Genomic DNA, 23,946 nt, shown 5'->3' on the forward strand with positions numbered 1-23,946 from the left:
TTTATACCCTCCTCAATATACAATGGAAAACTGTATATTGATATTGATTGATTGTGTTAGAGTTTGATAAATTGGAGACCGTTCAAGCGTACTTTTCCATAGCTTTTCTAGATCATGTTCTGACTGCGGTGAAGAAACATAAAAGGTGCCTTTAATTTCTTGTATTCTTGGGCTTCCATCATTTTCTATTTCCAGATGATATAATACATTTTCTAAACCTGCTTTTATGGAAACTTCTAGTTGATCAATTTCAAAATTTCTTCTAGATGCTTGAACCTTAAAACCAACCGCTAAATCAGAAGCAAGAGCTCCAAGTAAATAATCCATTGCACTAGGGGCTTCGACTTTAGGACTAAAATCAGCAGGCTGTCCGACTATAAAGGTATGATTTCTTGAATGAACCTTTGCCGATAAAGCGTTTTCACCTTGGACTCGAACATTCCATTTATACCCTTTTGCTGCATCTAGATCAGCTACTAACTCTTCTTGCTTGGATCCTTTGCGGATAAAATATCGAGTCGTATTGTCCCCTGGCTCTGAACCAAGAAATTCATGATTTACCATCCGACACCAAGCAGGTAGATCATCAGCAACTGTTCTTTCGCGGCTACGAACTTCTAATACTTCTCCATTTAATAATGGATCCATTGCTTTTTTGATGATTAATAATAGACCAGAACCACAATCTAAATCTCCACCATCACAAACTGCTTTTGGATTCTCCATCAAATCACCTTTCAATAAGTTAAGCTTTATTTACTACTCCCCTTTAAACAGATAAAGAGGAGTAATATGGTTATCATGTTATGCTAATAATATGCTTAATAAGTAATCGAAGCAGCGCCTTGACTTAAGAATTCAACAACCTTTGCTCCACCAACAATGGTAGCTCCTTCAATTAACTCTTCTTCCTTTAAATCACGTTTTTTGAAACATGGGCTACATACCCAGAGTGTTCCACCAGCTTCAACGAATTGATCCATAAGTTGTTTTAATGGAGCAAATCCTTCTTCATGAATATCGTCTGCATATCCTTTAGACGCGAGATAAGCTCCTTCAACATTTAAAAAGACCACTGTATCTTTACCAGATGCAACAGCTGCATTTGCCACAACAAAACCCACTGTTGCTTTATCTGGATCATTTTTTGCATTTGTTAAACTTACTAGAAATTTTCCTGTCATTTTTTATATCCTCCTAAAAATCCTTTAATATGTAAAAGGCTAAACTAGCCTTTTTTAATAAAATAATGATTTATATTTCCGTTATCATCTCGTTGCAATAGCTCATGTTTCTGCAAACGACACCAAGCCGGAATATCTTCACGTGCACCAGGGTCATAAGAGATAACTTCAATAATTTCCCCACTATTCATTTTTTTCATGGTTAGAAACAAGTTCATGATTAATTCGCCACATCCTGTAGGACCCGCATCATAAGTTATAACCGGTATAAATTGCCTCTCCATATTTTCTTTCCCTTCAGCCTCTGTAATTCTTAAAATATGTATTTTTCGTACTTTTAAAGTATATACAGATATTATTCTAATATAAATTTATTTTATCGATAATATTGATTGCTATTAATCTATTTTATCGATTCATTTCGAAGAAAATCCAATAATGCCAACGTTTTTATTTATTTTTAATCTATTAAAAACTTAATCTGGTCACAAAAAATTAACATTTATTTCTTGAGCTTCTTTCGATTAATGATCATTTCTATTAATTTTCCACAATAAAAAAACACTTATCATTCTATTCTACTAGAATAATAAGTGTAATAACGTTAATTTGAATTTTTGTGCCCAAATTGAATTTTTTCACGAACTAATTAAACAAAACCACATCGTTGTGATTAATCTGTATCGATTGATATTCTTCATCCTGACTGATTGCATTCATAATATCAATGAGTCGTGCGTGATGAGTAAAGAAAATAATTTGCGTATGTTTAGAAAGCTCCAGTAGAATGGATAATGTTTCTTTTGAGCGTGTATCGTCAAAATGTACAAGAATATCATCTACAATAAATGGAATAGGCTCATTTTCATCAACGTATCTTTCTATACTTGCAATCCTAAGGGAAAGATAAAGCTGATCTGTTGTTCCGTCACTCATCCCATCAATTGAAACTTTCTCATTATTTTCTCGAACCCCCATTAAGACAGGCTGGTCCTTTTCATCATAATCTACAGTTAATCCAACGAATGATTGTAATGTTAATCTGGCAAAAATTTCACTAGCACGTCTTATAATCGGATTTTGATTTTGATTACGATAGTATTCAATCCCCTTTTGCAATAAAATAGAAGCGAGTTTGAGTTGAATATATTGATCAGTTAAACTAGCAATTTGCGCATGGATGCTTTCCTTTTCTTGCTGAGCATGGATAGAAGCATAATTATTCCCTTTTATTTTTTCTTCGTATTCTTTTCTAATAATCCCATAGTTTTGATTTACATGATTGAGTTCATTTTCAAGGTCTTCCCGTTCTTTAATGACTTCTTCTAGTTCAACCTCAATATTATCACTATCAAACGAATTAGCTTCTTCCATTAATTCATGAAGTGATTTCCCATTTCCTTGCTCTAACATATCCTCTTCAACCTGTCTAATCCTTGTACGGTACTCTTTCTTCAATAAATACAGTCTTTCAATTTCTCGTAATTCGTCGATGGTCTCACATTTTGCGGTTTTGTATAACTCTGATAAAATTTGTTCCGCTTCAGATTGTCTATCAATCGCATCTTTACAATTAGACTGAAGTCTTTTTTGCTGATTAAGTAGATTACTCTTGTTTAAATAATCTCCTTTTCCTTTCTGCAACTCGGAATATAGTTTAGTAACAGCTGAATCAACATTTGAACCATCAAATGGATTACCAACATGTTCAAAAACATCTCTTACTCTATCCTCAAAGAATAAAATTTGTTGTTGTAGTTGATATTCTTCTTCTTCAACTACTTTAAATTGTTCGTATGTGAAAACACACTCGTCGTATTTTTCTAGCATTTTTTCAGCAACTGTTGTTGATATTTCCTCAGGAAGATTTGTTTGAGCAATTACTTCCTTCCATTTGTTCTTCCAAATATCTAGTTTCTGAAGGATTTCACCTTTATTCAGTTTATCTTGTTTCATTTTTTCTTCAGTTTCCCGAATACTACGTATTAAACTCATTTTTTGACTTTCAATTTCCCTCATTTGTTTTAACTGCATATCAGCTATAGTTATTAATTCATCTAACGTTTGTTCATTTGAAACTTTAGTAAACTTGGATAAAGCAGAAATTAAGGTTTGTTTACTATTTTCTTGATTTGCCTCTTTCTCCTTCTTATCCGCTGTTAATTTCATCCATTCAATAACTAGTGCTTTAATTTGGTGAAACTTTTGCAACCATTCTTTCATTTCGTTAGGTGATAATGGATCAATGTTTGCATGTTTCCATAATTCAACCCAATTCTTCTTCCAATTCTCAAATTCCTCTTTTAAGCTTTGTTCTTGTACTTTTAAATCTGTTATTTTATTTTGGCTGCTTTCAATATCAGATTTTAGTCTGCTTTTATAGCTGACATTTTCTGCTTCTAACCGCATTGTATCTGCCTTTTGATCGGCATCTCGAACAAAAGCCTCGTATACCTCTTCAATAGCTTGTCCATTTCTATAATCCGCTATCTTTTCACTCCAATTTCCTGTTTGCAGCTTTATTCGAATCAATTTCCAACCATCATCTCGAGAGGAACGAGCTCGTTGTAAATCATCCACAGATGGAATTTCAACAAGAGAATCAATCTGGCGAATGCTTTCTTGGTAAGTTTCCATCGCTTCTGTTTGTTGTGTAATTTGGTCTTGAACTTTAAGAAGTTGCTGCTGAATATCACTATATTCTTTTTCAAACCTTTTAAGCGTTTCTTGTAGAGTGGGTACTTGCAAATTTAGAAGTTCTTCGTACGATCCACTCCAGCCATCAAGCTGGTGGACTCCATCATTGATAAGTTGCTCTTTATCATTTATTTCTATATTCAATGTTTTTAGGGATTGCTCCAAACCATCACGCTTAACTTTGTCAATAATGGACTCAAGTTCATTCACATTTGATAATTCAGGTAAGGTGGATGCTTCAGATTGTTTTTTCTCCAGTTCCTTTTCTAATTTACTAAATTCCCGATTTATCCCTTCTAGCTTTTCATCAAGTAACGGCTTATCCTTAGCAAGTTCGCGAATACTTGCTTTAATTGCAGCAGGGATACGATATTTATCTATATTTTCAAGTCCTGCATGAACTGCATCAATTTCCTTCATAATCGAAATGACTAGTGCCTCTAGTTGTTTTTTCTTTCCTTGGAGTTCAGGTACGGTTTGTAATTGCTTTTGGTAACTTTGTACTTCACGATAAAGTGAATCAATGACAGCTTCCTGCTCTAGCACTTTTGTTGGAATAAAAATATCTTGTAACTGCTCTTGGATTTCCTTCAAATCATTTTCGATCTTTTCTTTATCGATAATTGCCCCATGCAACTGATTTTCAGCGGAAATTCTAATGTCTTTAATATCGTCTGGTAAATTGGGGACATTTGCTAACTCTTGAAGTTTTTGCAATAAGTCTTTTTGCTTGGCCAACTTTGGAAGCATCCGTTTAACTCTTTCTAGTTTTTCTTGTTGAGTATGAAGCTCTCTTATTTGCCTTTTTAGCTCTTGAATTTGCTTTCCATTCTCCAAATACTCCCGTTCAAGTTCTTTCCATTCTTTTACATTTAATTGATATTTCTGTAATTGACTATTCAATTCTTTTTCTTGAGAAAGTAATTTATTTAACGCAGGATTTGAGCCTGTTTTTTTATAAAGGTCCCCAGCTTCTTTATCGAATTTCTCTAGAATGTTTCGCAATAGATTGATACCAGAAGCTGCTGAAAAGACACTTTCACCTGCGCTCCCATTGCTTTGTAATAAGCTTTCTCCACCTTCACGGAGGCGGACATGGTCAAGTGCAAACATATTGGTAAATTGAGATTGGGGCATTCCTTGGATAAAATCTTGAACGATTTTCTCATTGATAGGACTTCCGTTGAGATCTAGTACGGTATCTTTCCGACCTTTCCGGCGAATAAACTGGAGAGCCTCTCCTTTTGAATTCTTTATTTGTCCTTCAATCCGCAATTTACTATTACTATGAAGAAAAGAATCATTTGTTTTCTGAGGAAATCCATATAAAAAGTCAGTAATTGAACGCAAAGTTGTACTTTTTCCCGCTTCGTTTGGACCATATAATAGGTGGAAGTTTTTACTAGGGTCAAAGGATATCTCGTAATCGGTAAAATGACCAAATGCCCTTAAATTTAAGTAATCAAATCTCATAATGCTTCCACCTCAGTTTCTGATAGATAATATAAAATTAAATCTTCTACATCTTTTATATGTTTTTTTAGAAAAGAAGGATTTGAAAGGTCGATTCCATCTTCTCCTTTTTTTAATTCCGTTGGTAAGGAACGCCCAATATCATTAAATTGGGAGGATAGTTCTTGCCAGAGATCTTCGTCACTCTCGCTTTGTTGGATGTATTCTAAAATCGTAGCTACTGGGGTGTTTTGTGATAGCAGTTCGGTTAAGTTGATTTGTCGAGTTGTAAGAATCTTTATTTTTTCTATCCAAATCTCCCCACTCCCTACTTGCAAGGATAGGGATCGAATTTCATTCATGATTTGTTCTTTATTGACGATTAATTCTTGATGGAGCTTTGTAGAACCTTTTATCAGGATCCTTAAAGCTAAAAAGCGTCCCTCAGCTTCGTCAATTTTTTGTTGTAAGGATTCTTCAATATGGCTCATGAGTTCTTCCATGCGCTGTATTCCGTTAGCATCAACTTCACAGAGTTCCCATCTTAATACATCTAAAGATTGGTGTTCGAATTGATAAATTTGTCCATCCTTCACTTCTACAATCGTACAGCCTTTATCTCCTGTTTCCTTAATATGACGTCCTTGAATATTACCAGGGAAGAGAATAACCGGGTTGGATTCGTGTAAAATTTCACGCAGATGAATATGTCCTAGTGCCCAGTAGTCATAACCCTTTTCTTTCATATCATCAATGGTACAAGGTGCATAATTCTCATGCCCTTCTCGACCTGTTGCACTTGTATGCAGGATTCCGATATTTATATATCCCTCTATTTTTGATGGATAATTTTTCACTAAGTTCTCTTCAACAGATTTCGTGGCGAAGCCTTGTCCATGAATAGCAACGCCAAGGTCATCAAGCACGAACGATTCTGGTTCTTTTGTTGAAAATTCAATAACATTGTCAGGAAGTTTTAACTCTTTTGTGATGACATTGGCTGCATCATGATTACCGCGAATGAGGAATACTTGTATCTCTTCTTTTTGCAGCCGAACCATCTGATTAATAAAAAACAAACCGGTATTATAGTCCTTCCAATCTCCGTCATATAAATCACCGGCTATGATCACAAACGCAACCTTCTTCTCAATAGCCGTTTCCACTAGATGAATAAAAGCCTCTCGAGTTGCATTACGTATTTGTTCAACAGGTGCACCTTCATATCTTTGTAGACCCGTTAATGGACTATCCAAATGAATATCTGCTGCATGAATAAATGAAAAGGACACTTGTACCCCTCCTAGATGAAAATGTGTTTGTTTTTTGTTATGTTAAACATCAAAGTGATTTACGTTTAGCCCACTTTGATACTTTGTGTCTATGGTGTCATGTCTGTTCCGCTTTTTTGCGTCTCCATTCATAATAACACAGCCTATTTTGTTATCTATTATTATATTAACTATTATACTTAAAGACATTCAAGCTATATACAGTGTAATTTGTTCCAATAGTTAAAGAACGTTTGTTCTTATGTTGATTATAATAAAAAAATGAATATTATTCAATGTAATCCTGTTGTTATGATACGAAAAGTAAATAAGGGTTAAATTGGCACAATTTTCATTGCAATTAATTTGAATCTGTACTACTATTAAACTAATTAAATTTTTTTCTTATTTCATTAACTTGAAGTAAGGATAGAGGCGCAGATGCCATTAGTATATCATGTTGAGGATAATGAGGTCCGATGATCATGTTGGAAAGGGGTATTTGCCGAAGTTGAGAGAAGCTCATTTTTCTTGATGCTGGTTCTGTTATTGAATAAGTACAGAATTGTCATATAGGAAACTATATGGAGGGCTATCTTACGCACAGGAACAGAAAAATGTTTCTACTGCAACAGTGAGAGCCTCATTGTTGCTTTTTTGCGTTACCGGAAATACTGCCCTTCTCCCTCTATGGAGCAAAAATAATAAAAGGATGTGGAGAAGTAATGAATTTTGGAGAAATCTTAACAGCTATGGTAACCCCATTTGATGAGCACGGAAAAGTTGATTTTAACGTCACAAGGGATCTAGTAAATTATTTAATTGAAAATGGATCTGACGGATTGGTTGTGGCTGGTACAACAGGAGAATCTCCTACACTTGAAACAGAAGAAAAAGTGGAATTATTTAAGTTCGTAGTAGATGTTGTCAATGGTCGAGTCCCGGTGATTGCTGGTACTGGTTCTTATAATACAAAAGCCTCTATTGAACTAACACAAGCTGCTGAAAAAACAGGTGTCGACGGTGTTTTACTTGTCGTTCCTTATTATAACAAACCTTCTCAAGAAGGCTTATACCAACATTTTAAAGCGATTGCGGAGTCAACATCACTTCCATGTGTGCTGTATAATATTCCTAGTCGTAGTGTTATTAATATGAGTGTTGATACGATTGTTCGTCTATCACAAATTCCAAATATCGTTTCCATTAAAGATGCAAGCGCCGATTTGGATGCTATGTCTGAAATCATCGAAAGAACACCGCAAGATTTCACGGTATATAGTGGGGATGACAGCTGTACTTTACCATTATTATCAATAGGCGGTACAGGAGTTATTTCAGTTGCTTCCCACATTATCGGGAACGAAATGAAAGAAATGATTAATAACTTTAAATCAGGGAATCTACAAGAGGCAGCCTCTGCTCATCGTCATCTCCTTCCCGTTTTTAAAGGACTATTTACTTCACCAAATCCGACACCAGTTAAAGCAGCATTAAATCTTAAAGGTATCCCTGTCGGAGGTGTGCGACTTCCTTTGGTTTCGTTAAATGAAGAGGAAACCAATACGTTACAAGCTACGTTGGAAAAAGCAAATGTATCAGTTGGCGTTTAAATGATATTTTACTGAAAAAAGAATCCCCTTTGTGCCAAGGAGATTCTTTTTTCAGTTATTGTTTAATTCCCTTTTCAATTAATTTTGCTTGAGGTCTTATTTTTACTATAGGGCTTTGAAATAACGTTTCTTCCCACTTTATAAAATCAAAACCACTGGTTTGTGTTTTCAAATAATAACCAAATCCAATCGGATTCAATTTCATTTTTTTGAAATCCATGGATCTTCGACATGCTTTCTTCCTTTTTCTAGAGGGATAAATTCAGCTCCCAGTTACCTGTACTTTATTTTGCACTCCCACTTATTCCATCATCACTATCTAGAAATTCTTGTGTACTCCCGTCCACCACAATAACGTAAAGACTAGTTCCGATAAATGGATCCTTGAAATCATCTGTTCTTACGATTGGGCTAAAAGTTGGTCTAATTGTTTTTTCACTTTACCTCCCGTTATGTAAAACTGAAACATAAAATATATCCCCTTATTGACCATAATCCCCATATTTTGAGCAATTCTGGAAATACTATGTAATGATTCAAAACGAAAAAACCTATTATTATAAATAATAATAGGGCAAATAGTAAATTCTTATGTATAGAACCTTATGTACACAGCTAAAGCAATTAACCCTATAATAATGATTACTGTGTATATGATAGTTAAATTGGTATAGTTTCTTTTTGTTGAGCTACTATAATTCTCATCCCCTTTTCCTGCAATTAATAGGGTGGAAACAGCGGAAACTACTAAAATTGCAATAATTAAAACATACATAATCATCACGTTTCACCTCGAATTTTCATTAGTAGATTAGATTAGCAAAAATCTGAATTTTATAGATATTAATATATATAATAACATCATTAAAGAAATGAATGTAGGAATAACTTTTGAAACTACACAACCTCACGTAATAAAAAACTTCCATTCGAGGGTATTTTAATTTGAACCCCTTGAATGAAAGCTTTTTTATTATCTCTCAACTGTATTTAATTCGTGATGCACAACTCTTCGCTTTCTAAAACGATAAAGAACAAACAAAATAACAAACCAAACCGGTGTTAGCAACAATGCGGCTCTCGTCTCTTCAGCTACAAGCATGATTAGCAAAATTCCAGCGAAAAAGGCAAGTACAACATAATTAATGAACGGTGTTAAAGGAGCTTTAAAAATGGACTTTTTGTGCAAATCTGGACGGGTCTTCGTATAACGTATATGTGAAATTAAAATAATACTCCAAACCCAAATGAAACAAATGGCACTAATTGTCGTTACGATGTTAAAGGCTTGTCCGGGTAGCAACTTACTTAGTAATGCCCCTACAGATATAACAATTGTTGAAACAAACAATCCATTACTTGGTACATGATTTTTATTTAACTTCGAAAAACCTTTGGGTCCTTGATCGTGATTGCTTAAATTGTACAACATTCGACTCGTCGAGAATAAACCACTATTACCAGCTGAAGCCGCTGAAGTTAAAACAACAAAATTAATAAGTCCAGCAGCAACAGGAATCCCAACTAAACTAAAGACTTGAACAAACGGACTGCTAGAGGGCGTTAATTGCTCCCAAGGATTAATGCTTAAAATAATAAATAGTGCACCTACATAGAAAAATAGAATCCTCAGTGGAATTTTATTAATTGCGGATGGAATATTCCTCTTTGGGTTTGAGGTTTCTGCTGCAGAGACCCCAACCAACTCAACTCCAACAAAGGCGAAAACAACCATTTGGAAAGATAACAGAAAACCGGATAATCCATTTGGAAATAATCCACCATAGTTTACGAGATTACTAACAGTTGCAGAACCTGAATCCGTTTTGAAACCGATTATTAACATGAAAATACCAATTGCAATAAGGGCCAAAATCGTAATGACTTTAATCAAAGCAAACCAGAATTCTAATTCCCCAAATAGTTTAACTGTTAATAAATTTAATCCCAATAATAGGATTAAGATTAAAAGTGCTGGAATCCATTGTGGTATATCGAACCAATATTGTGTATACATTCCCACTGCAATAATATCGGCCATCGCTGTCATAATCCAGCAAAACCAATAGGTCCAACCAGTTACATATCCTGCCCATGGTCCGATATAATCTGCTGCGAAGTCTGTAAATGACTGATATCCTGCATTAGATAGTAAAAGTTCTCCTAATGCCCTCATCACAAAGAATAAAGCAATCCCAACGATTAGATAAGCAAGGATGATTGAAGGACCTGCCAAGGAAATGGCTTTCCCTGAACCTAAAAACAATCCTGTACCAATCGTTCCTCCAATCGCAATCAGCTGCACATGCCGATTTTTTAGATCTCGTTTTAATTCATGCTGTTCTGCCAATAGTAACCCCTCCGTTTGATGAGATCAGGCTAATTGTGAAGTGTTGAATAAGTAGTTTCGGATATTTAACTGTACATCCAATCTTCCTGTTTTAAAAAAATAAAAAAGAGACTGGACTTCTCCAACCTCTACAAAATGACAGAATAGCAAATAATATAAAAAATTTGTTATCCTTCTGTCCGTTTGCCTGAGATTGTGAACCCTTCGGCGCCGAAATACATCGGTCTCTCCAGAAACTGCTCCTGTTATAGTGTAATCCATAACATTCATCGCACTTTATTAAGTTATTAGCCAATCATTTTTATATGATAAAAATAAATCTATCAATATATTTAACATTAGTCAAGCTATTTTGTTGTTTTAAAATAGTTTTTAAAGTCAAACTATTCTAAGTTTATTGTGTTTAATTAAAATGAAAACCGACAAAACTCTTCGTTTTATCGGTAGACTTAACCATATTTGTCGTATTGTACAGTTATGAGTATTATTTTAAAATTATCACGACTACTGTATATTTTCCTTTATCTTTTCTCTAATATTTTCTAATTCCTCTAGCGGAAGCTTTTCTAATGAATTTTTAATTTCCTCTTCAATTTGTTTTCTATTTTTTTCACGGTATTGGTCCCACCATTCCCTTAGACCCTCTGTGTTATTTAACAAATATTCAAGATCGATTTCCTCTACACTTTCATCCGACAAATACATTAACACAGAAGCTAGCATGGAATTTACCTGTTCAACTTCTTCTTTAGAACTCATCTGTTGATTCTCTTCTTCTGAGTCGGCTGACTTTCTAGGCATAAAACGACTCCTTCCTTTTTACCATTAACATATGTAAGTTTGAGTATAAGTAAACGTCCAAGAAACAAAATAGAATGAAAGGATGTGGACCAAATGAATAATAACGTGGTAATTGAAGAATTGAATACACTTTTGCGAGGAACCTTTATGGGGATTCGATCATTAGAGCATTATATTCAAAAGGTGGATGATTCAGATTTGAAGAAAACCTTCCAATCGATGCAGCAGGATCAGAAACTAAATGCGGGCATTCTTGCTGAACGGATTCAGAACTTAGGTGGTGTTCCTGCCGATGATGAAGGTGTTTCGGGTTCGATGCACAGTTTTATGCATAAAATGATGCTTGATGACAATCGTGAAGAAATACTTGAAGATGCTCTTAATGGATTTGAACAATATGGGATACAGTACTCAGAAAAGCTTGTGAGAGGTGATTTGGACCCTGAAAGTATGAAAGTTGCAGAAGATATTATAAATACTAGTCGTAGACATGCGGATGAATTGAAAAGATTATTACATTAAAACTTCGGACTGCTTTGGTCAAAATAATAACAGGAGCAGTCCGACTCAAAAACACTATGGAACACGTGACAGTGCATCTGCAAACTGCATAACTGCCTCTCTCATATTTTCCTTTTTAATGCGGGCATAGGTAAAGCGGGCATATCCATTTGGCGCGCCATAGACACTACCAGGCATATATAGGAATTTATTTTTTAGGGCCTCACCAACTAATTGATGGTCATCGATTTTTCGATTGATTTTGCACCAAAGGAACAGACCACCAGATGGAATTGTAAAGGTGATACGATCCCCTAATACTTCGGATAAGACTGACACCATTTCATTTCGCCGCTCTAATAACTCCGCTCGTAAATCATCCAAATGTATTCGATACTGTGGAGATTGCAAAATTTGCGTCGCAATTAACTGCGGAAAAATACTTAGACCAAAGTCAATTTGATGTCGTGCATCAGCAAGACGATTAATGACTGATTGGGGTCCGATAATCCATCCTACCCGTAAACTTGAAGCAATCACTTTCGAAAAAGATCCTATGTATAGCACATTTCCGCTGTTGTCAATTGATTTCAATGGAAATTGTCTATCTCCTTCAAGTGATAACAAACTAACTGGATCATCCTCCACAATCGGAATTCCATATCTAGTGGAAATCTCTAGAACCTTCTTGCGCCTGCTTTCTGAAAGCACCGATCCCGTTGGACTTTGGAAGGTCGGGTTTAAAAAAATCATTCGTATTTTATGCTTTTCATACAAATTCACGATATCATCTGGGTCTATGCCATCTTTATCGACAGGTAAGCCATAGATTCTCAAACCAGCGGATTGAAACAATGATAGAGAATAGCTATAAGATGGGGCTTCAATCGCAACAGCATCACCAGGATTTAATAAGCATTGTGTGATCAGATATAATGCCTGCTGGGCACCAGACGTTACTAAAACCGAGGCACTTGTTGTTCCAATTCTAAGCTCTTCTTTTACATATTGAGAAATGGTTTCTCGAAACGGGAGATGTCCTTGTTGATTTACAGAACCTAAATCTTCTGATATTCCTAGATCAGTGAAAGATGATTGCAATAGATGAGTTGGAAACAAATCAGGTGACAGTTCTCCGCTCGCTAAATTATAGCCACCCTTCATTTGTTTGGCTTCATCACGAATTTTTTTAATTAAAGGGTACGTCGGAATAAAAGAACCACTTTCTATGTATTTTCTCCAATTCGTAACACCCTTTGGTAAAATCCCCCATTTATGTGTACTGACACGTGTGCCGCTTCCCTTTTTTCTTTCTACTAATCCAGATGCCTGAAGTTCATCATAGACATGAGCAATCGTCATTCTATTGACATTTAGTTCTTGAGCTAATTTCCGTTCTGACGGAAGCCGGCTCCCTGGCGGAAACTCCCCGTATGAGATCCTTTCTTCAATTATTTCATAGATTTGTTGATAAAGCGGATTGTCCGCCTTTCGATTCAACGTCCATTCCAAGATGTTCACCGCCTTATTCTAAAAGTGGCTTAGCAGGACTACATCCAATTGGATGAGTACAATACCCTTTATTTAAATTATCATAATACTTAAAGAATAACATGTAACTTTTTGGATGGAAAGGTAAATCGAACATATAAGGGGAGGCATTATCATTGAAGTTTATGACTAACTTAAAGGATTTGCGCGGGAATTTAAACGTGAATACTGTTAGTGCTGGTTTAGTGGCAGCCATTTTCGGCTGTACGGGTCCAGCATTAATCATTATAGGTGGGGCAACAAATGGTGGTTTAACCTATGGAGAAACGATTAGCTGGTTATTTGCTGTCTATTTTTTCTCAGGCATTCTTGGGATGATCTTAACGTTAAAATATCGTCAACCTATCTCAGGGGCCCATTCTATAGCAGGTGCAGTATTAGTTGCTGGTGCTTTAACTCATTTCAGCATTAATGAAGCAATAGGGGCTTACTTAGTTGCACATATCATTGTTATTCTGCTCGGCTTATCAGGATTGATTGATAAGGTAATGAAATGGATCCCAGTTCCGATCGTAATGGGTATGATTGTCGGTGTTATGATTCGTTTTGCTACGGAAATGATCACATCTGTGACGGTTTCACCACTATTAGCTGGTGTGTCCATTTTAGTATTCTTAATCTCTTCAAAACTTTGGAAAAAAGTACCACCTGTTTTAACAACATTAGTTGTTGCGGTTATATTAGCGTTTGTTACCGGTCAATTTCAATTTCAAAGTACAAGTGATATATTTGTACTTCCGCAAATCATGATGCCAGCTTTTAGTTGGGATGCAATAGTTTCAATTGGGATTCCACTAGCATTGCTTATTATTTGTACTGAAAATGCTCAAGCATCAGGGGTATTAATGGCACAAGGATATCAGCCACCTAACTCGAGCATGGCTATATACGGCTCCTCGATTGGTTTAATTGCCTCTTTCTTTGGGGCTCATGCGATTAATATTGCAGGACCAATGACTGCTATTTGTTCCGCTAAGGAAGTTGGCCCAAAGAATAGTCGGTATGCTGCTTCTTTTGCAAATGGAGTTTTCTTCTCGATTTTTGGTATCTTTGCTTCATTAGTAGTTCCACTTGTTGTAGCAATGCCAGGTGTAATTGTTACGGTCATTGCAGGTTTAGCTATGCTTGGCGTGTTGATTAATTCACTAAAAACCGCCTTTTCTGATAATAAATTTCAAATGGGTGCCTTTTTCGCAATGATTATCGGGATGTCTGGTGTAAGCTTTTTCAATATTAGTGCTCCTCTTTGGGCAATCATCGGAAGCTTGCTCGTATCATTCCTTGTTGAAAGTGAACATTTTACTTTGAGGACTAAGACTGAGAAGAAACAGAAGGAAGAAGTTGAAACAAGCGCATAATAGAAGTAAAAATGCTGCTCTATTTTATAACCGCGGCATTTTTACTTTTTTATTTTTTCGTGATAAATACCCTTTGACATTTGAATAATAATCATGTATCTTAGCTATTGGACGAACGTTTTAATGTAACAAATGATTTAATATTCGTTTTTAGGAGTGTAAAATAAATGATGGATACAGTATTCGATTATGAAGATATACAATTAATACCGGCAAAATGTATTGTGAACAGTCGTTCAGAATGTGATACAAGTGTAACTTTAGGAGGACGCACATTCAGACTTCCAGTTGTGCCTGCCAATATGCAAACCATTATTGATGAAAAAATTGCACTTTATCTAGCCCAGAATGGCTATTTCTATATTATGCACCGTTTCGAGCCAGAGAAACGAATTTCATTTATTAAAGATATGAATGAGCGCGGATTATACTCATCCATTTCCGTTGGGGTAAAGCCCGAAGAATACGATTTCATTCAACAGGTAGCCCACGAAGGACTAAAACCGGAGTATATTACTATTGATATTGCTCATGGGCATTCAGAAAATGTGATTAATATGATTAAACATATTAAATCCATCTTGCCAGAGAGCTTTGTCATTGCTGGTAATGTTGGTACTCCAGAGGCTGTTAGAGAGCTTGAAAACGCGGGCGCTGACGCAACAAAAGTCGGAATCGGACCAGGAAAAGTTTGTATTACAAAAATAAAAACAGGATTCGGTACAGGTGGATGGCAACTAGCAGCACTTCGCTGGTGTGCAAAAGCAGCAAGTAAGCCTGTGATTGCAGATGGTGGAATTCGTACACATGGTGATATTGCCAAATCCGTACGTTTTGGCGCAACCATGGTGATGATTGGTTCACTATTTGCTGGTCATGAAGAATCACCGGGAGAAACCTATACGAAAGACGGAAAGCGTTATAAAGAATACTTTGGTTCCGCTTCTGAATTCCAAAAAGGTGAAAAGAAAAACGTTGAAGGTAAAAAAATGTATGTTGAATACAAAGGACCTCTTCAAGATACATTAACTGAAATGGAACAAGACCTTCAGTCCTCTATTTCTTATGCGGGCGGAAACAAATTAAGTGCCATTCGAAACGTTGATTATGTAGTTGTAAAAAATTCAATTTTTAATGGTGATCGAGTTTATTGATCTAGTTAAACGGGACAAGGAGCTTGGATTCCTTGTCCCGTTACTTTTTAATAGTAAACAGAACTCCCTGCTCCTCCATTTACTGAGATCACATCTCCTGTAATCGCTACAGATAATGGAGAAACTAAAAAGGTTACCACGTTTGCAATATCTTCTGCTTTTACAACACGGTTAATCGCATTTCCCTCTGCTATTTTCTCTAAATCTTCTGTTTTTGGAATGCGTTCTTTCGTCGTTTCTGTCATTGTTATACCTGGATATACCGCATTGACATTTATTCCATATTTCCCCAATTCCATTGAAGACGTTTTTGTAAGATGAACAACCGATACATTTCTTGCCCCAGCACTAATGGATCCGCCCGTTCTTGCAGCTGTTCCACTTATATTGACTATTCGTCCCCAGCCGCTTTTCTTCATATAAGGACTTACAGCACGTGTACAACGAAAATAGCCCATAAATTTTTCCTCAAAATCTTTTAAAATGAGTTCATCGCTAACTTCATTGAATCCCTCTGGTTCTCCTCCGCTTACACGTGCTCCATTATTGATGAGAATATCAATTCCTCCCATTTCTTCTGCCGCTTTATTCACAAGATTTTCTATTGAATGAAGATCGCCCATGTTTGCTGTAATTGCATATATATTTCTTCCTGTTTCTTTTCTTAATTCGTTTGCGGTTTCCTGTAAAGCTTCTTCGTTTCTCGAGCAAATGGTACAGTCCACTCCCTCTAACGCTAATTGACGAGCAATTGCTTTACCAATTCCGCGACTTCCCCCTGTAATGAGTGCTTTTTTGCCTACCAATTGTAAATCCATATGAATCCTCCTTTTTATATAAAAAGCTGTTCATGGAGCATTTCCCCTAATGAACAGCTTTTGATTAATTACTTATTCAACTTTACTTAACTTCTAATGCTTGTTCATTTATCTGTTCTCTAATATTATGACTTTCTTTTCCATGTAAGAAGTAATAAACAAGTAAACCAAGAATGACAAAAATGGAACTATATAAATATAAAGTGCTATATCCAATTTGTGCTCCTAGAATTCCAACAATTACCGAGCCAATCCCAATACCCGAGTCCATTGTTGACAAATATGTGGCCGTTGCAGTTCCTTTTCTATTAGATGGTGCAATCTGTATCGCAACAGTCTGTGCCGTAGGAAAAATCGTCCCCCATCCAAGACCAATAAAGGCTGCAGATAATAAAAATAAAAATGCACCACTCGCTTGACTTAATAAGAACATTCCGAGTGCGAAACTAATAATGGAAGGGATCATAATCACATTCGCACCGTGTTGATCAAACCATTTTCCAGTAAAGGGTCTTGAGATCATCAATGCAATTACATAAACAATAAAGAAATAACTAGCTACTTCTGTCAATTGTCTTTCCTCTGCATACACAGACACAAACGAAACTATAGATGAATAGACAATTGCGAAATAGAAACTAACTAGTGAAATACGTAGTGCAGACAGTTCGATAAGATCGTTTATTTTAACACCTTTTTTCTTAGGTTGTATGATCATCTCATCTTTTTTATCTTGTTTTGGTAGTGAGATTAAGAAAGCTGTAAAAGTACCGATCAACACACTAACTGCACTTACTGCAAACATGACGAATGAACCCCATTGGTTCATAGTTAATAAGCCAACAAACGGTCCTAATGCCATTGAAATATTCATCATGAGACCGTAGTAACCCATTCCTTCTCCTTTTCGACTATTTGGAATAATCGTTGCTACAATCGTTCCCGTTGCTGTAGTGAGCATGCCAAAACCAATTCCATGAATCACCCTTAAAATCAACAAACTAAATAAGGATGTAGTTAAAAAATACATGAATGCTGCACCTAGATAAATGATCAGAGATACTATAAACACTTTTTTAATACCAAAGGATTCTATCCATCTTCCTGCAACGAATCGAATGAAAATCGCAGCTACATAGAACGCTGCTACTAATAATCCAGCCTGTGCAGTATTCCCTTGCAAATCTTGAATTAAATATATTGGAATTGTCACAAGTAAATAATAATAGTTTAGAAACATAAAGAAAGTCGTCAGGCAGACAGATATGTAATCTTTTGTCCATAATCGATTACTCAAAAAACATTCCTCCCAGTTTAATGAATCTATATTCTATTCTATCACTTACAAAAATTTATTCCAATAATGTTTTTACTATGTTAATAGAGTAAAGTGTTTATTATTTCAGGTTAAATTTCGCATGATAATAGGAGTATTAGTAAATTTATTACTATCTCGATGAAATTAGGCTCAAACGGATTTAGAGTTTGAGCCTGTACGCTTAATGTTATTTAATAATCAGAACTGGACAATGAGATAATTGGGAAACACGTTGACTGACGCTGCCAAGCATGAGTCCCTTAATATTTCCTAATCCACGACTCCCCATGATAATTAACTGATAGTTCCCCTCTTCTGCCTTTTTCACAATTTGTATAGCTGGGTCTCCCATAATATATATAGGCTCAATTTCGATACCTTCTTCAGCAGCAAATGATACTGCGTTATTTAAGATTTCACTACCCTCTTCTCTCAAAGAAATATATACTTGATCGACTGATTCATTTGACATCAATTCAGGGAAACGTATATTTTTTTCAACATGAATGACTCCAATTGTAGAATACCTTTCCTTAGCAAATTGGATTGCCGACTTTAATGCTTTATCACTCATTTTTGAACCATCTACTGCGACCAAAATCCGATTGAACATTGTACTAGCCTCCAAAAATATCATATACCTCATTTTAACAAAAATCTCCAAAATTGATATCATTCTTTAACAATTGACTGAGCTTTACTATTTACTTCTAAGTTGTATTCCTTTTTTCGATTCGTAAATAATTCCTCTGTTTTTTTGTAATACTTTATAAGAGTCTTTGAATGAATAAGTGTTATGGGGGAATTATATTGGATTTTACCTGGCTTTCGATTATTCCTTTTTTAATCGTGATCGCAATGTCTATCTGGTTAAAGGACATTTTACCAGGACTTGTAGTTGGACTATTGGTTGGATCTTACTTTGTCACTTCAGAACTGTTAATTGGAATACAACAATCCGTCATATATGTTGTTACAACGCTTTCAGATCAAGCAAATATTAAAATAATTAGTTTTTTATATTTGTTTGGCGGCTTAGTCGGAATGATGAATATTTCAGGGGGAATAAAAGGATTTGCAGAATGGATGGGTGACAAGATTCACACAGAACGAGGTGTGCTCAGTTTAATCTGGATGACGTTACCTTTTACTTTTATGATGCCAATGTTCCGCATTATGCTGATCGGACCCATCATTAAATCATTGATTAAAAAAATGAACTTATCTAGACGAAAAGTGGGTATGACTTTGGATATTTCTACTGAATCCGTCATTGTTCTATTACCAGTGGCAACGGCTTTTGTTGGTTTTATGGTTTCTCTTGTTGAAGGTGGGATAGCTGGATTGGATATAGGAATGTCTTCATATGAAATATTCCTTTTAAGTATTTTGTTCGACTTTTTTGCGATTGTCATGTTAGTAATTGGCATTGTCCAATCTTTTTGGTCGTCAAAGAAAATGAATAGTAATGAAAATATTGGCTTGCCACAATTAGAAGAAATTGAACATGAATTCCACCGTACAGGAATAAAAAAAGAATTATCAATGGTAAAATCCCAACCATGGAATTTGATCTTTCCGGTCTTTCTATTGATTGGATTAACTTTATATCTTCTATGGCAAAATGGTGTGTCTCTGGGGGCTCAAACCCTATTTGAAGCATTTTCAATTGCAGATGCGACATTCGTGATGCTGTTGGCGGTATTCATCGTGCTAGTGGTAACTTTTATTTTTTATATGATTAGAAAACAACCATTAAATGAACTGCTGTATCACTTTTATGATGGAGGCAATCAAATGATGCAGGCGATCAGTTTACTTATTCTTATTTGGGCACTAACTTTATCGGCAGAAGATCTTGGTTTTTCAGAATTTATCAGTTCGACATTAGGCGGTTTTCTACCAGCATATTTGACGCCTGCAACGATTTTTCTGATTGGAGCGGTAGTTGGTTATTTCATTGGTTCTTCATGGGGGACTTGGGGATTATTCATGCCACTTGGAATTGCCTTAGCCCATTCTACGGGCGCGTCAATTCCCTTAACCGTTGGAGCTGTCTTTGCTAGCGGGGCTTTTGGTGCGTTAACCTCACCACTAGGTGATACGACTATAACAACCGCTTCGATACTTGATTTAGATCTGGTAAATTATGCCCGATATAAATTGAGATTAGCATCATTAGGTGCTGGTATTTCAGTGTTATTGTATATTGCAGCCGGACTATTGGTACAGTAAAAAGTCAGTTCAAATGCTCGATCGAGCACTTGAACTGACTTTTTTATCCTTTACGCCCTGTTGCACCTACAGATTTATCAGTATCACTTTGATTATTATAATTATCATCATTCAAGCCACGATTTGGATGCTTACCTTTTTCTTTAAAAGTACTATGTTTTTCGGCAATTTTAGTAAATTGATCAAGATCTGGATTTATCATACTATTCCTCTTTTCATATAGAGTTGTAAATATAACTGTGTGTTTTTTTGATACACTTACACTTCCTGAATAAACACAACTTGATCATGATTACAGTTCTTACATATCATTAAATGAGGGCAAATTTGATCTCTTGCTGTATGAGGATAGCCATCTCCCATTTTGATTGTTTCTTCGTCATTATAATGACCATAAGGATCAAGAAAATCGGAAACTTTTCCAGAGTCAGCTAACGTTGTACCACATACCGTGCAAATTTTTTCAAGTTCTCGAAGCCCATTACAAATCGGACACATCGCCACCTTATGACACCCCTTTTTTACAACTACCCTATTAGTATCGATTTATCATTGGTTAGTATGTAAAAACAAGGGTGCCTGGCACCTTCCAGTTTATGGAAGACACCAGGCACCCTAATCAAGTTTAATGATTGACTGCTTTTTCGAAAACTCCTGTTTCTTGGTGAACTGAGAGTCGTTCAATTAATTTATTGCTCTCTCTATTTAATCCAATTAAGTTTACCTTAACTCCATTTTGTTGATATTTTATGATGATTTTATCAATGGCACCTACTGCGGAATCATCCCATAAATGCGCATTTGTTAAATCTAAATCGATCTCTTTCACATTTTCTTTAAAATCAAAATTGTGGATAAAATCAGTAACGGAGGCAAAAAATAATTGTCCAGAAACATGATAAATTTTCTTATTTGCTCCCTCTGCAGAAAGAGTCGTTATTTTCACTTTTGAGATCTTTGCTGCAAAGAAGATAGCACTTAAAATAATTCCTACAAGCACGCCTTTTGATAAATCATGTGTCATAAGAACCGTTACAACAGTTGCAACCATCACAATTGTGTCTGTAATAGGTGCTTTATAAATCATCTTTAATGAAGACCAATCAAAAGTAGCTATACATACCATAATCATAACTCCCACCAATGCGGCCATTGGAATTTGAACTAAATAATCATGTAACAATACAATTAAGATCATTAAAAAGACCCCAGCAACTAATGTAGATAGTCGTCCTCTTCCACCTGACTTGACATTAATACCTGATTGTCCAATCATGGCACACCCAGCCATACCTCCAAAGAATCCAGAAACTATATTGGCAATCCCTTGACCACGCGCTTCCTTATTTTTATCACTTTCGGTATCTGTCATATCATCAACAATTTGAGCAGTAAGTAAAGATTCAACAAGGCCGACAATCGCAATCGATAATGAATAAGGAAAAATAATTTGTAATGTTTCAAGATTAAACGGAATATCTGGAATTAAAAAAATCGGAAGTGTCTGAGTTAATTCACCCATATCTCCTACTGTTCGGACACCATTGCCTGTCATCACAGCTATAATTGTAATCACAATAATGGCTACTAAAGAGGAGGGTACCGCTTTTGTAAATCTTGGTAAAATATAGATTATCGCTAAGGCACCTGCTACCATTGCATACATTTGCCACGTTTCATCGACAAAGTGTGGTAATTGCGCCATAAAAATCATGATAGCTAGCGCATTTACAAATCCTGTCATCACTGAACGGGGAACGAATTTAATTAAATTCCCCAGTTTTAAGACTCCCATGATAATTTGTATCACACCTGTCAGGACTGTCGCTGCCAATAAATATTGCAAGCCATGTTGTGCCACCAATGTTACCATCACAAGTGCCGTTGCACCTGTTGCAGCGGAAATCATAGCAGGACGACCACCAACAAAGGCAATGGTAACGGCGATACAAAACGATGCGTACAATCCAACCATCGGATCCACACCTGCAATTATGGAAAAGGAAATCGCTTCTGGAATAAGCGCCAGAGCCACAACAATACCCGCTAGTACATCGCACTTGATGTTCCCAAACCATTCATTTTTAATTTTAGTTAAGTTCAAACCGTAACACCTCATTTAATTTATTTTTTGACTTTCAACTCTCATGAAAGTCGGGACCGTTTTAAACATAATGAATTATATTTGAATTTGACGGTTTTGGGAAATTGCATGTAAGCGAGGACATTCTGTTCAATCTTTTATTTTCTTAGTTTTACTAGTTTTATTGTATTCAAAAGAAGAATTTTATAAAATGTTAGTAATATAAACAAAAGAACTGATTTTTGTGTGACAAAAAGACAGAAACGAGGAAAAAGGATGTTTAATAATATATTATTGGCAGCAGATGGTTCTTTTCACTCCTATCGAGCTGCCGAAAAAGCGATCGAATTAGCCAAATTTGTACCGCATTCTTATATTGAAATCGTTTATGTCATTGATCTTAATGCTTCCAAAGCTGACGTTCTTAATTATTCTAATCCCATTCAAATAGAACAAAAAAGACGAGAAAAAGTTGAGTTTATTGAAAAATTAGCTAAAAAACATGGAGTTCGATATGTCATCAAAATCCTTCGTGGTGAACCAGGTCCATCAATTGTAAAGTATTGCAATGAAAATCAATTCAATCTTGTAATTATCGGAAGTCGTGGTCTAAATGTTATGCAAGAAATGGTTCTAGGCAGTGTCAGTCATAATGTTGCCAAAAGAGCCAACTGCCCTGTAATGATTGTGAAGTAAACCATATAAAAGTGGGGAATAATAATGAAAGAACTGGTTGGTACTTGCTTTCAATGTGAAAAGAACATTTATTGCTTAGATGGTTTCTTTAATGGGATTCAAACAGAAGATCATAAAATACTTTGTATTGAGTGTAATAACAAGGTGAAGAAATCATGAAATCATAAAGATTTGTGAGCAAATGATTTTATTTTCTTTATTAAAACTCGATCTAATACTATTAAAACTAACTTCCTAGTTTTATGTGAGTCTAATAAACAATCAAAATAAAAAACCTCAAAAGAAAGCTAGTTCTTTTAGAGGTTTATGATTTAATCTTTTATCTGATTATACTCTTCTTTTATTTCTTTTATCGTTTGGTCGATTTCTTCACCATAATGATCATTAACTGTTTTAAATACAACATTGCCTTCCTCGTCCATTAAAGCGTAACCGCGATATGAAGTATCACCATTTTTCATTCCCATATGGTCGATTAATTCTAATTCAGGATCGGAAATAAAAGGAAGACTTGTCCCAACTTCTTGAATTAAAGCCTCATGTAATAAAGCTTGTTCGTCCGACGTATCTCCGCTGATAATATACATCGGAATATCTAATTCCTCTAACTCTTTTAAATTCTGATGCAACCCAACGAGTTGCTGTTGACAGATACTTCAGGTGTAAGTCGTTAAGAAAAAGAAAACCGTAGGCTTCTCGGGTGGGAATGTAACTTCTTTCTTCTCATGATCTAGTAAAGTTACTGGTTCTGCTAATCCTTTTTGTCCACATGCTACTAATAAAAGAATTGCGATTAGTATGATTGGTGCCCATCTCTTGTTCAACTGCTATCCCTCCCTTCTAGTTGCTATCTTTCTTCATTTT

24 protein-coding genes and 2 riboswitches are annotated in these 23,946 nt (G+C 35.6%); of the genes, 6 read left to right on the forward strand and 18 right to left on the reverse strand.

All coding sequences use genetic code 11. The annotated features are described in order from the left end of the window. Positions 1-12: 12 nt before the first annotated feature. The 5 genes from Q5760_RS14475 to Q5760_RS14495 all read right to left on the reverse strand — a co-directional run bounded on the left by Q5760_RS14475 (position 13) and on the right by Q5760_RS14495 (position 6,625). Positions 13-741 carry a sulfurtransferase TusA family protein gene (locus Q5760_RS14475; RefSeq protein WP_428908345.1) on the reverse strand — a complete coding sequence of 243 codons (729 nt, stop codon included), beginning with the start codon at positions 739-741 and terminating at the stop codon, positions 13-15. 80 nt (positions 742-821) lie between these two features. After that, entirely contained in the window at positions 822-1,184 is a 363-nt protein-coding gene (locus Q5760_RS14480) for a DsrE family protein (protein ID WP_428908346.1), read from the reverse strand. Positions 1,185-1,228: 44 nt separating this feature from the next. Next, positions 1,229-1,468, reverse strand: a complete 240-nt coding sequence (locus Q5760_RS14485) for a sulfurtransferase TusA family protein (RefSeq protein ID WP_428908347.1) — start codon at positions 1,466-1,468, stop codon at positions 1,229-1,231. A 361-nt stretch (positions 1,469-1,829) separates the two neighbouring features. Further along, positions 1,830-5,354 (reverse strand): AAA family ATPase, encoded by a 3,525-nt coding sequence (locus Q5760_RS14490; RefSeq protein WP_428908348.1) that lies wholly within the window; start codon positions 5,352-5,354, stop codon positions 1,830-1,832. Beyond that, complete coding sequence (locus Q5760_RS14495; RefSeq protein WP_428908349.1) at positions 5,351-6,625, reverse strand: metallophosphoesterase family protein; 1,275 nt, start codon at positions 6,623-6,625, stop codon at positions 5,351-5,353. Before Q5760_RS14495 ends, Q5760_RS14490 begins: the two co-directional genes overlap by 4 nt. A 401-nt stretch (positions 6,626-7,026) precedes the next feature. Further along, positions 7,027-7,207: riboswitch (Lysine riboswitch) on the forward strand. 122 nt (positions 7,208-7,329) lie between these two features. Here Q5760_RS14495 and dapA point away from each other — a divergent pair. Then, positions 7,330-8,217, forward strand: coding sequence for a 4-hydroxy-tetrahydrodipicolinate synthase (dapA, locus tag Q5760_RS14500; protein WP_428908350.1), 888 nt, complete (start codon positions 7,330-7,332; stop codon positions 8,215-8,217). A gap of 55 nt (positions 8,218-8,272) precedes the next feature. Here the strand turns inward: dapA and Q5760_RS14505 are convergent, their stop codons facing one another. The 4 genes from Q5760_RS14505 to Q5760_RS14520 all read right to left on the reverse strand — a co-directional run bounded on the left by Q5760_RS14505 (position 8,273) and on the right by Q5760_RS14520 (position 11,368). Beyond that, a complete protein-coding gene (locus Q5760_RS14505) occupies positions 8,273-8,422 on the reverse strand; it encodes a hypothetical protein (protein WP_428908351.1) in 150 nt (49 codons plus the stop codon). Positions 8,423-8,806: 384 nt separating this feature from the next. Further along, on the reverse strand, positions 8,807-8,998 hold the full coding sequence (locus Q5760_RS14510) for a hypothetical protein (RefSeq protein ID WP_428908352.1): 192 nt from the start codon (positions 8,996-8,998) through the stop codon (positions 8,807-8,809). Between the two features lie 192 nt (positions 8,999-9,190). Further along, positions 9,191-10,567 (reverse strand): amino acid permease, encoded by a 1,377-nt coding sequence (locus Q5760_RS14515; protein WP_428908353.1) that lies wholly within the window; start codon positions 10,565-10,567, stop codon positions 9,191-9,193. Positions 10,568-10,732: 165 nt separating this feature from the next. Beyond that, a riboswitch (glycine riboswitch) is annotated at positions 10,733-10,810 on the reverse strand. Between the two features lie 261 nt (positions 10,811-11,071). Then, positions 11,072-11,368 carry a hypothetical protein gene (locus Q5760_RS14520; RefSeq protein ID WP_428908354.1) on the reverse strand — a complete coding sequence of 99 codons (297 nt, stop codon included), beginning with the start codon at positions 11,366-11,368 and terminating at the stop codon, positions 11,072-11,074. Between the two features lie 93 nt (positions 11,369-11,461). Here Q5760_RS14520 and Q5760_RS14525 point away from each other — a divergent pair, with 93 nt between their 5' ends. Then, a complete protein-coding gene (locus Q5760_RS14525; RefSeq protein ID WP_428908355.1) occupies positions 11,462-11,890 on the forward strand; it encodes a DUF2383 domain-containing protein in 429 nt (142 codons plus the stop codon). A 54-nt stretch (positions 11,891-11,944) separates the two neighbouring features. On the opposite strand, the gene Q5760_RS14530 is transcribed toward Q5760_RS14525, so the two are convergent. Continuing rightward, positions 11,945-13,381 carry a PLP-dependent aminotransferase family protein gene (locus Q5760_RS14530; protein WP_428908356.1) on the reverse strand — a complete coding sequence of 479 codons (1,437 nt, stop codon included), beginning with the start codon at positions 13,379-13,381 and terminating at the stop codon, positions 11,945-11,947. Positions 13,382-13,545: 164 nt separating this feature from the next. On the opposite strand from Q5760_RS14530, the gene Q5760_RS14535 reads away from it, so the two are divergent. Both Q5760_RS14535 and guaC read left to right on the forward strand, forming a co-directional pair. Beyond that, a complete protein-coding gene (locus Q5760_RS14535; RefSeq protein ID WP_428912590.1) occupies positions 13,546-14,778 on the forward strand; it encodes a benzoate/H(+) symporter BenE family transporter in 1,233 nt (410 codons plus the stop codon). 170 nt (positions 14,779-14,948) lie between these two features. Beyond that, positions 14,949-15,932 (forward strand): GMP reductase, encoded by a 984-nt coding sequence (guaC, locus tag Q5760_RS14540; protein ID WP_428912591.1) that lies wholly within the window; start codon positions 14,949-14,951, stop codon positions 15,930-15,932. A 47-nt stretch (positions 15,933-15,979) separates the two neighbouring features. Here the strand turns inward: guaC and Q5760_RS14545 are convergent, their stop codons facing one another. From Q5760_RS14545 to Q5760_RS14555, 3 genes are all read right to left on the reverse strand, one after another. Beyond that, positions 15,980-16,750 carry an SDR family NAD(P)-dependent oxidoreductase gene (locus Q5760_RS14545; RefSeq protein WP_428908357.1) on the reverse strand — a complete coding sequence of 257 codons (771 nt, stop codon included), beginning with the start codon at positions 16,748-16,750 and terminating at the stop codon, positions 15,980-15,982. Positions 16,751-16,832: 82 nt separating this feature from the next. After that, positions 16,833-18,047 (reverse strand): MFS transporter, encoded by a 1,215-nt coding sequence (locus Q5760_RS14550; protein WP_428908358.1) that lies wholly within the window; start codon positions 18,045-18,047, stop codon positions 16,833-16,835. A gap of 208 nt (positions 18,048-18,255) precedes the next feature. Beyond that, entirely contained in the window at positions 18,256-18,681 is a 426-nt protein-coding gene (locus Q5760_RS14555; protein ID WP_428908359.1) for a universal stress protein, read from the reverse strand. Between the two features lie 197 nt (positions 18,682-18,878). Here Q5760_RS14555 and Q5760_RS14560 point away from each other — a divergent pair, with 197 nt between their 5' ends. Then, a complete protein-coding gene (locus Q5760_RS14560; RefSeq protein WP_428908360.1) occupies positions 18,879-20,303 on the forward strand; it encodes a Na+/H+ antiporter NhaC family protein in 1,425 nt (474 codons plus the stop codon). A gap of 43 nt (positions 20,304-20,346) precedes the next feature. Here Q5760_RS14560 and Q5760_RS14565 read toward each other — a convergent pair whose 3' ends face one another. From Q5760_RS14565 to Q5760_RS14575, 3 genes are all read right to left on the reverse strand, one after another. Next, entirely contained in the window at positions 20,347-20,505 is a 159-nt protein-coding gene (locus Q5760_RS14565) for a hypothetical protein (RefSeq protein ID WP_428908361.1), read from the reverse strand. Between the two features lie 56 nt (positions 20,506-20,561). After that, positions 20,562-20,801 (reverse strand): hypothetical protein, encoded by a 240-nt coding sequence (locus tag Q5760_RS14570; protein ID WP_428912592.1) that lies wholly within the window; start codon positions 20,799-20,801, stop codon positions 20,562-20,564. A 127-nt stretch (positions 20,802-20,928) separates the two neighbouring features. After that, complete coding sequence (locus Q5760_RS14575; protein WP_428908362.1) at positions 20,929-22,407, reverse strand: SulP family inorganic anion transporter; 1,479 nt, start codon at positions 22,405-22,407, stop codon at positions 20,929-20,931. Between the two features lie 255 nt (positions 22,408-22,662). On the opposite strand from Q5760_RS14575, the gene Q5760_RS14580 reads away from it, so the two are divergent. After that, positions 22,663-23,082, forward strand: coding sequence for a universal stress protein (locus Q5760_RS14580; protein ID WP_428908363.1), 420 nt, complete (start codon positions 22,663-22,665; stop codon positions 23,080-23,082). 311 nt (positions 23,083-23,393) lie between these two features. Here Q5760_RS14580 and Q5760_RS14585 read toward each other — a convergent pair whose 3' ends face one another. Beyond that, a complete protein-coding gene (locus tag Q5760_RS14585; protein ID WP_428912593.1) occupies positions 23,394-23,735 on the reverse strand; it encodes a redoxin domain-containing protein in 342 nt (113 codons plus the stop codon). A gap of 3 nt (positions 23,736-23,738) precedes the next feature. Continuing rightward, complete coding sequence (locus Q5760_RS14590) at positions 23,739-23,906, reverse strand: lipoprotein (protein WP_428908364.1); 168 nt, start codon at positions 23,904-23,906, stop codon at positions 23,739-23,741. Positions 23,907-23,946 lie beyond the last annotated feature (40 nt).

This window comes from Niallia sp. Kr1 (assembly GCF_050389805.1).
Taxonomy (GTDB): domain Bacteria; phylum Bacillota; class Bacilli; order Bacillales; family Cytobacillaceae; genus Bacillus_BD.

Coding starts and splice junctions, on each gene's coding strand:
- Q5760_RS14480 (WP_428908346.1), bottom strand. CDS start 1,184: ATGACAGGAAAATTTCTAGTAAGTTTAACAAATGCAAAAAATGATCCA.
- Q5760_RS14485 (WP_428908347.1), bottom strand. CDS start 1,468: ATGGAGAGGCAATTTATACCGGTTATAACTTATGATGCGGGTCCTACA.
- Q5760_RS14490 (WP_428908348.1), bottom strand. CDS start 5,354: ATGAGATTTGATTACTTAAATTTAAGGGCATTTGGTCATTTTACCGAT.
- dapA (WP_428908350.1), top strand. CDS start 7,330: ATGAATTTTGGAGAAATCTTAACAGCTATGGTAACCCCATTTGATGAG.
- Q5760_RS14505 (WP_428908351.1), bottom strand. CDS start 8,422: ATGAAATTGAATCCGATTGGATTTGGTTATTATTTGAAAACACAAACC.
- Q5760_RS14510 (WP_428908352.1), bottom strand. CDS start 8,998: ATGATTATGTATGTTTTAATTATTGCAATTTTAGTAGTTTCCGCTGTT.
- Q5760_RS14520 (WP_428908354.1), bottom strand. CDS start 11,368: ATGCCTAGAAAGTCAGCCGACTCAGAAGAAGAGAATCAACAGATGAGT.
- Q5760_RS14525 (WP_428908355.1), top strand. CDS start 11,462: ATGAATAATAACGTGGTAATTGAAGAATTGAATACACTTTTGCGAGGA.
- Q5760_RS14535 (WP_428912590.1), top strand. CDS start 13,546: ATGACTAACTTAAAGGATTTGCGCGGGAATTTAAACGTGAATACTGTT.
- guaC (WP_428912591.1), top strand. CDS start 14,949: ATGGATACAGTATTCGATTATGAAGATATACAATTAATACCGGCAAAA.
- Q5760_RS14545 (WP_428908357.1), bottom strand. CDS start 16,750: ATGGATTTACAATTGGTAGGCAAAAAAGCACTCATTACAGGGGGAAGT.
- Q5760_RS14555 (WP_428908359.1), bottom strand. CDS start 18,681: ATGTTCAATCGGATTTTGGTCGCAGTAGATGGTTCAAAAATGAGTGAT.
- Q5760_RS14565 (WP_428908361.1), bottom strand. CDS start 20,505: ATGATAAATCCAGATCTTGATCAATTTACTAAAATTGCCGAAAAACAT.
- Q5760_RS14570 (WP_428912592.1), bottom strand. CDS start 20,801: ATGTGTCCGATTTGTAATGGGCTTCGAGAACTTGAAAAAATTTGCACG.
- Q5760_RS14580 (WP_428908363.1), top strand. CDS start 22,663: ATGTTTAATAATATATTATTGGCAGCAGATGGTTCTTTTCACTCCTAT.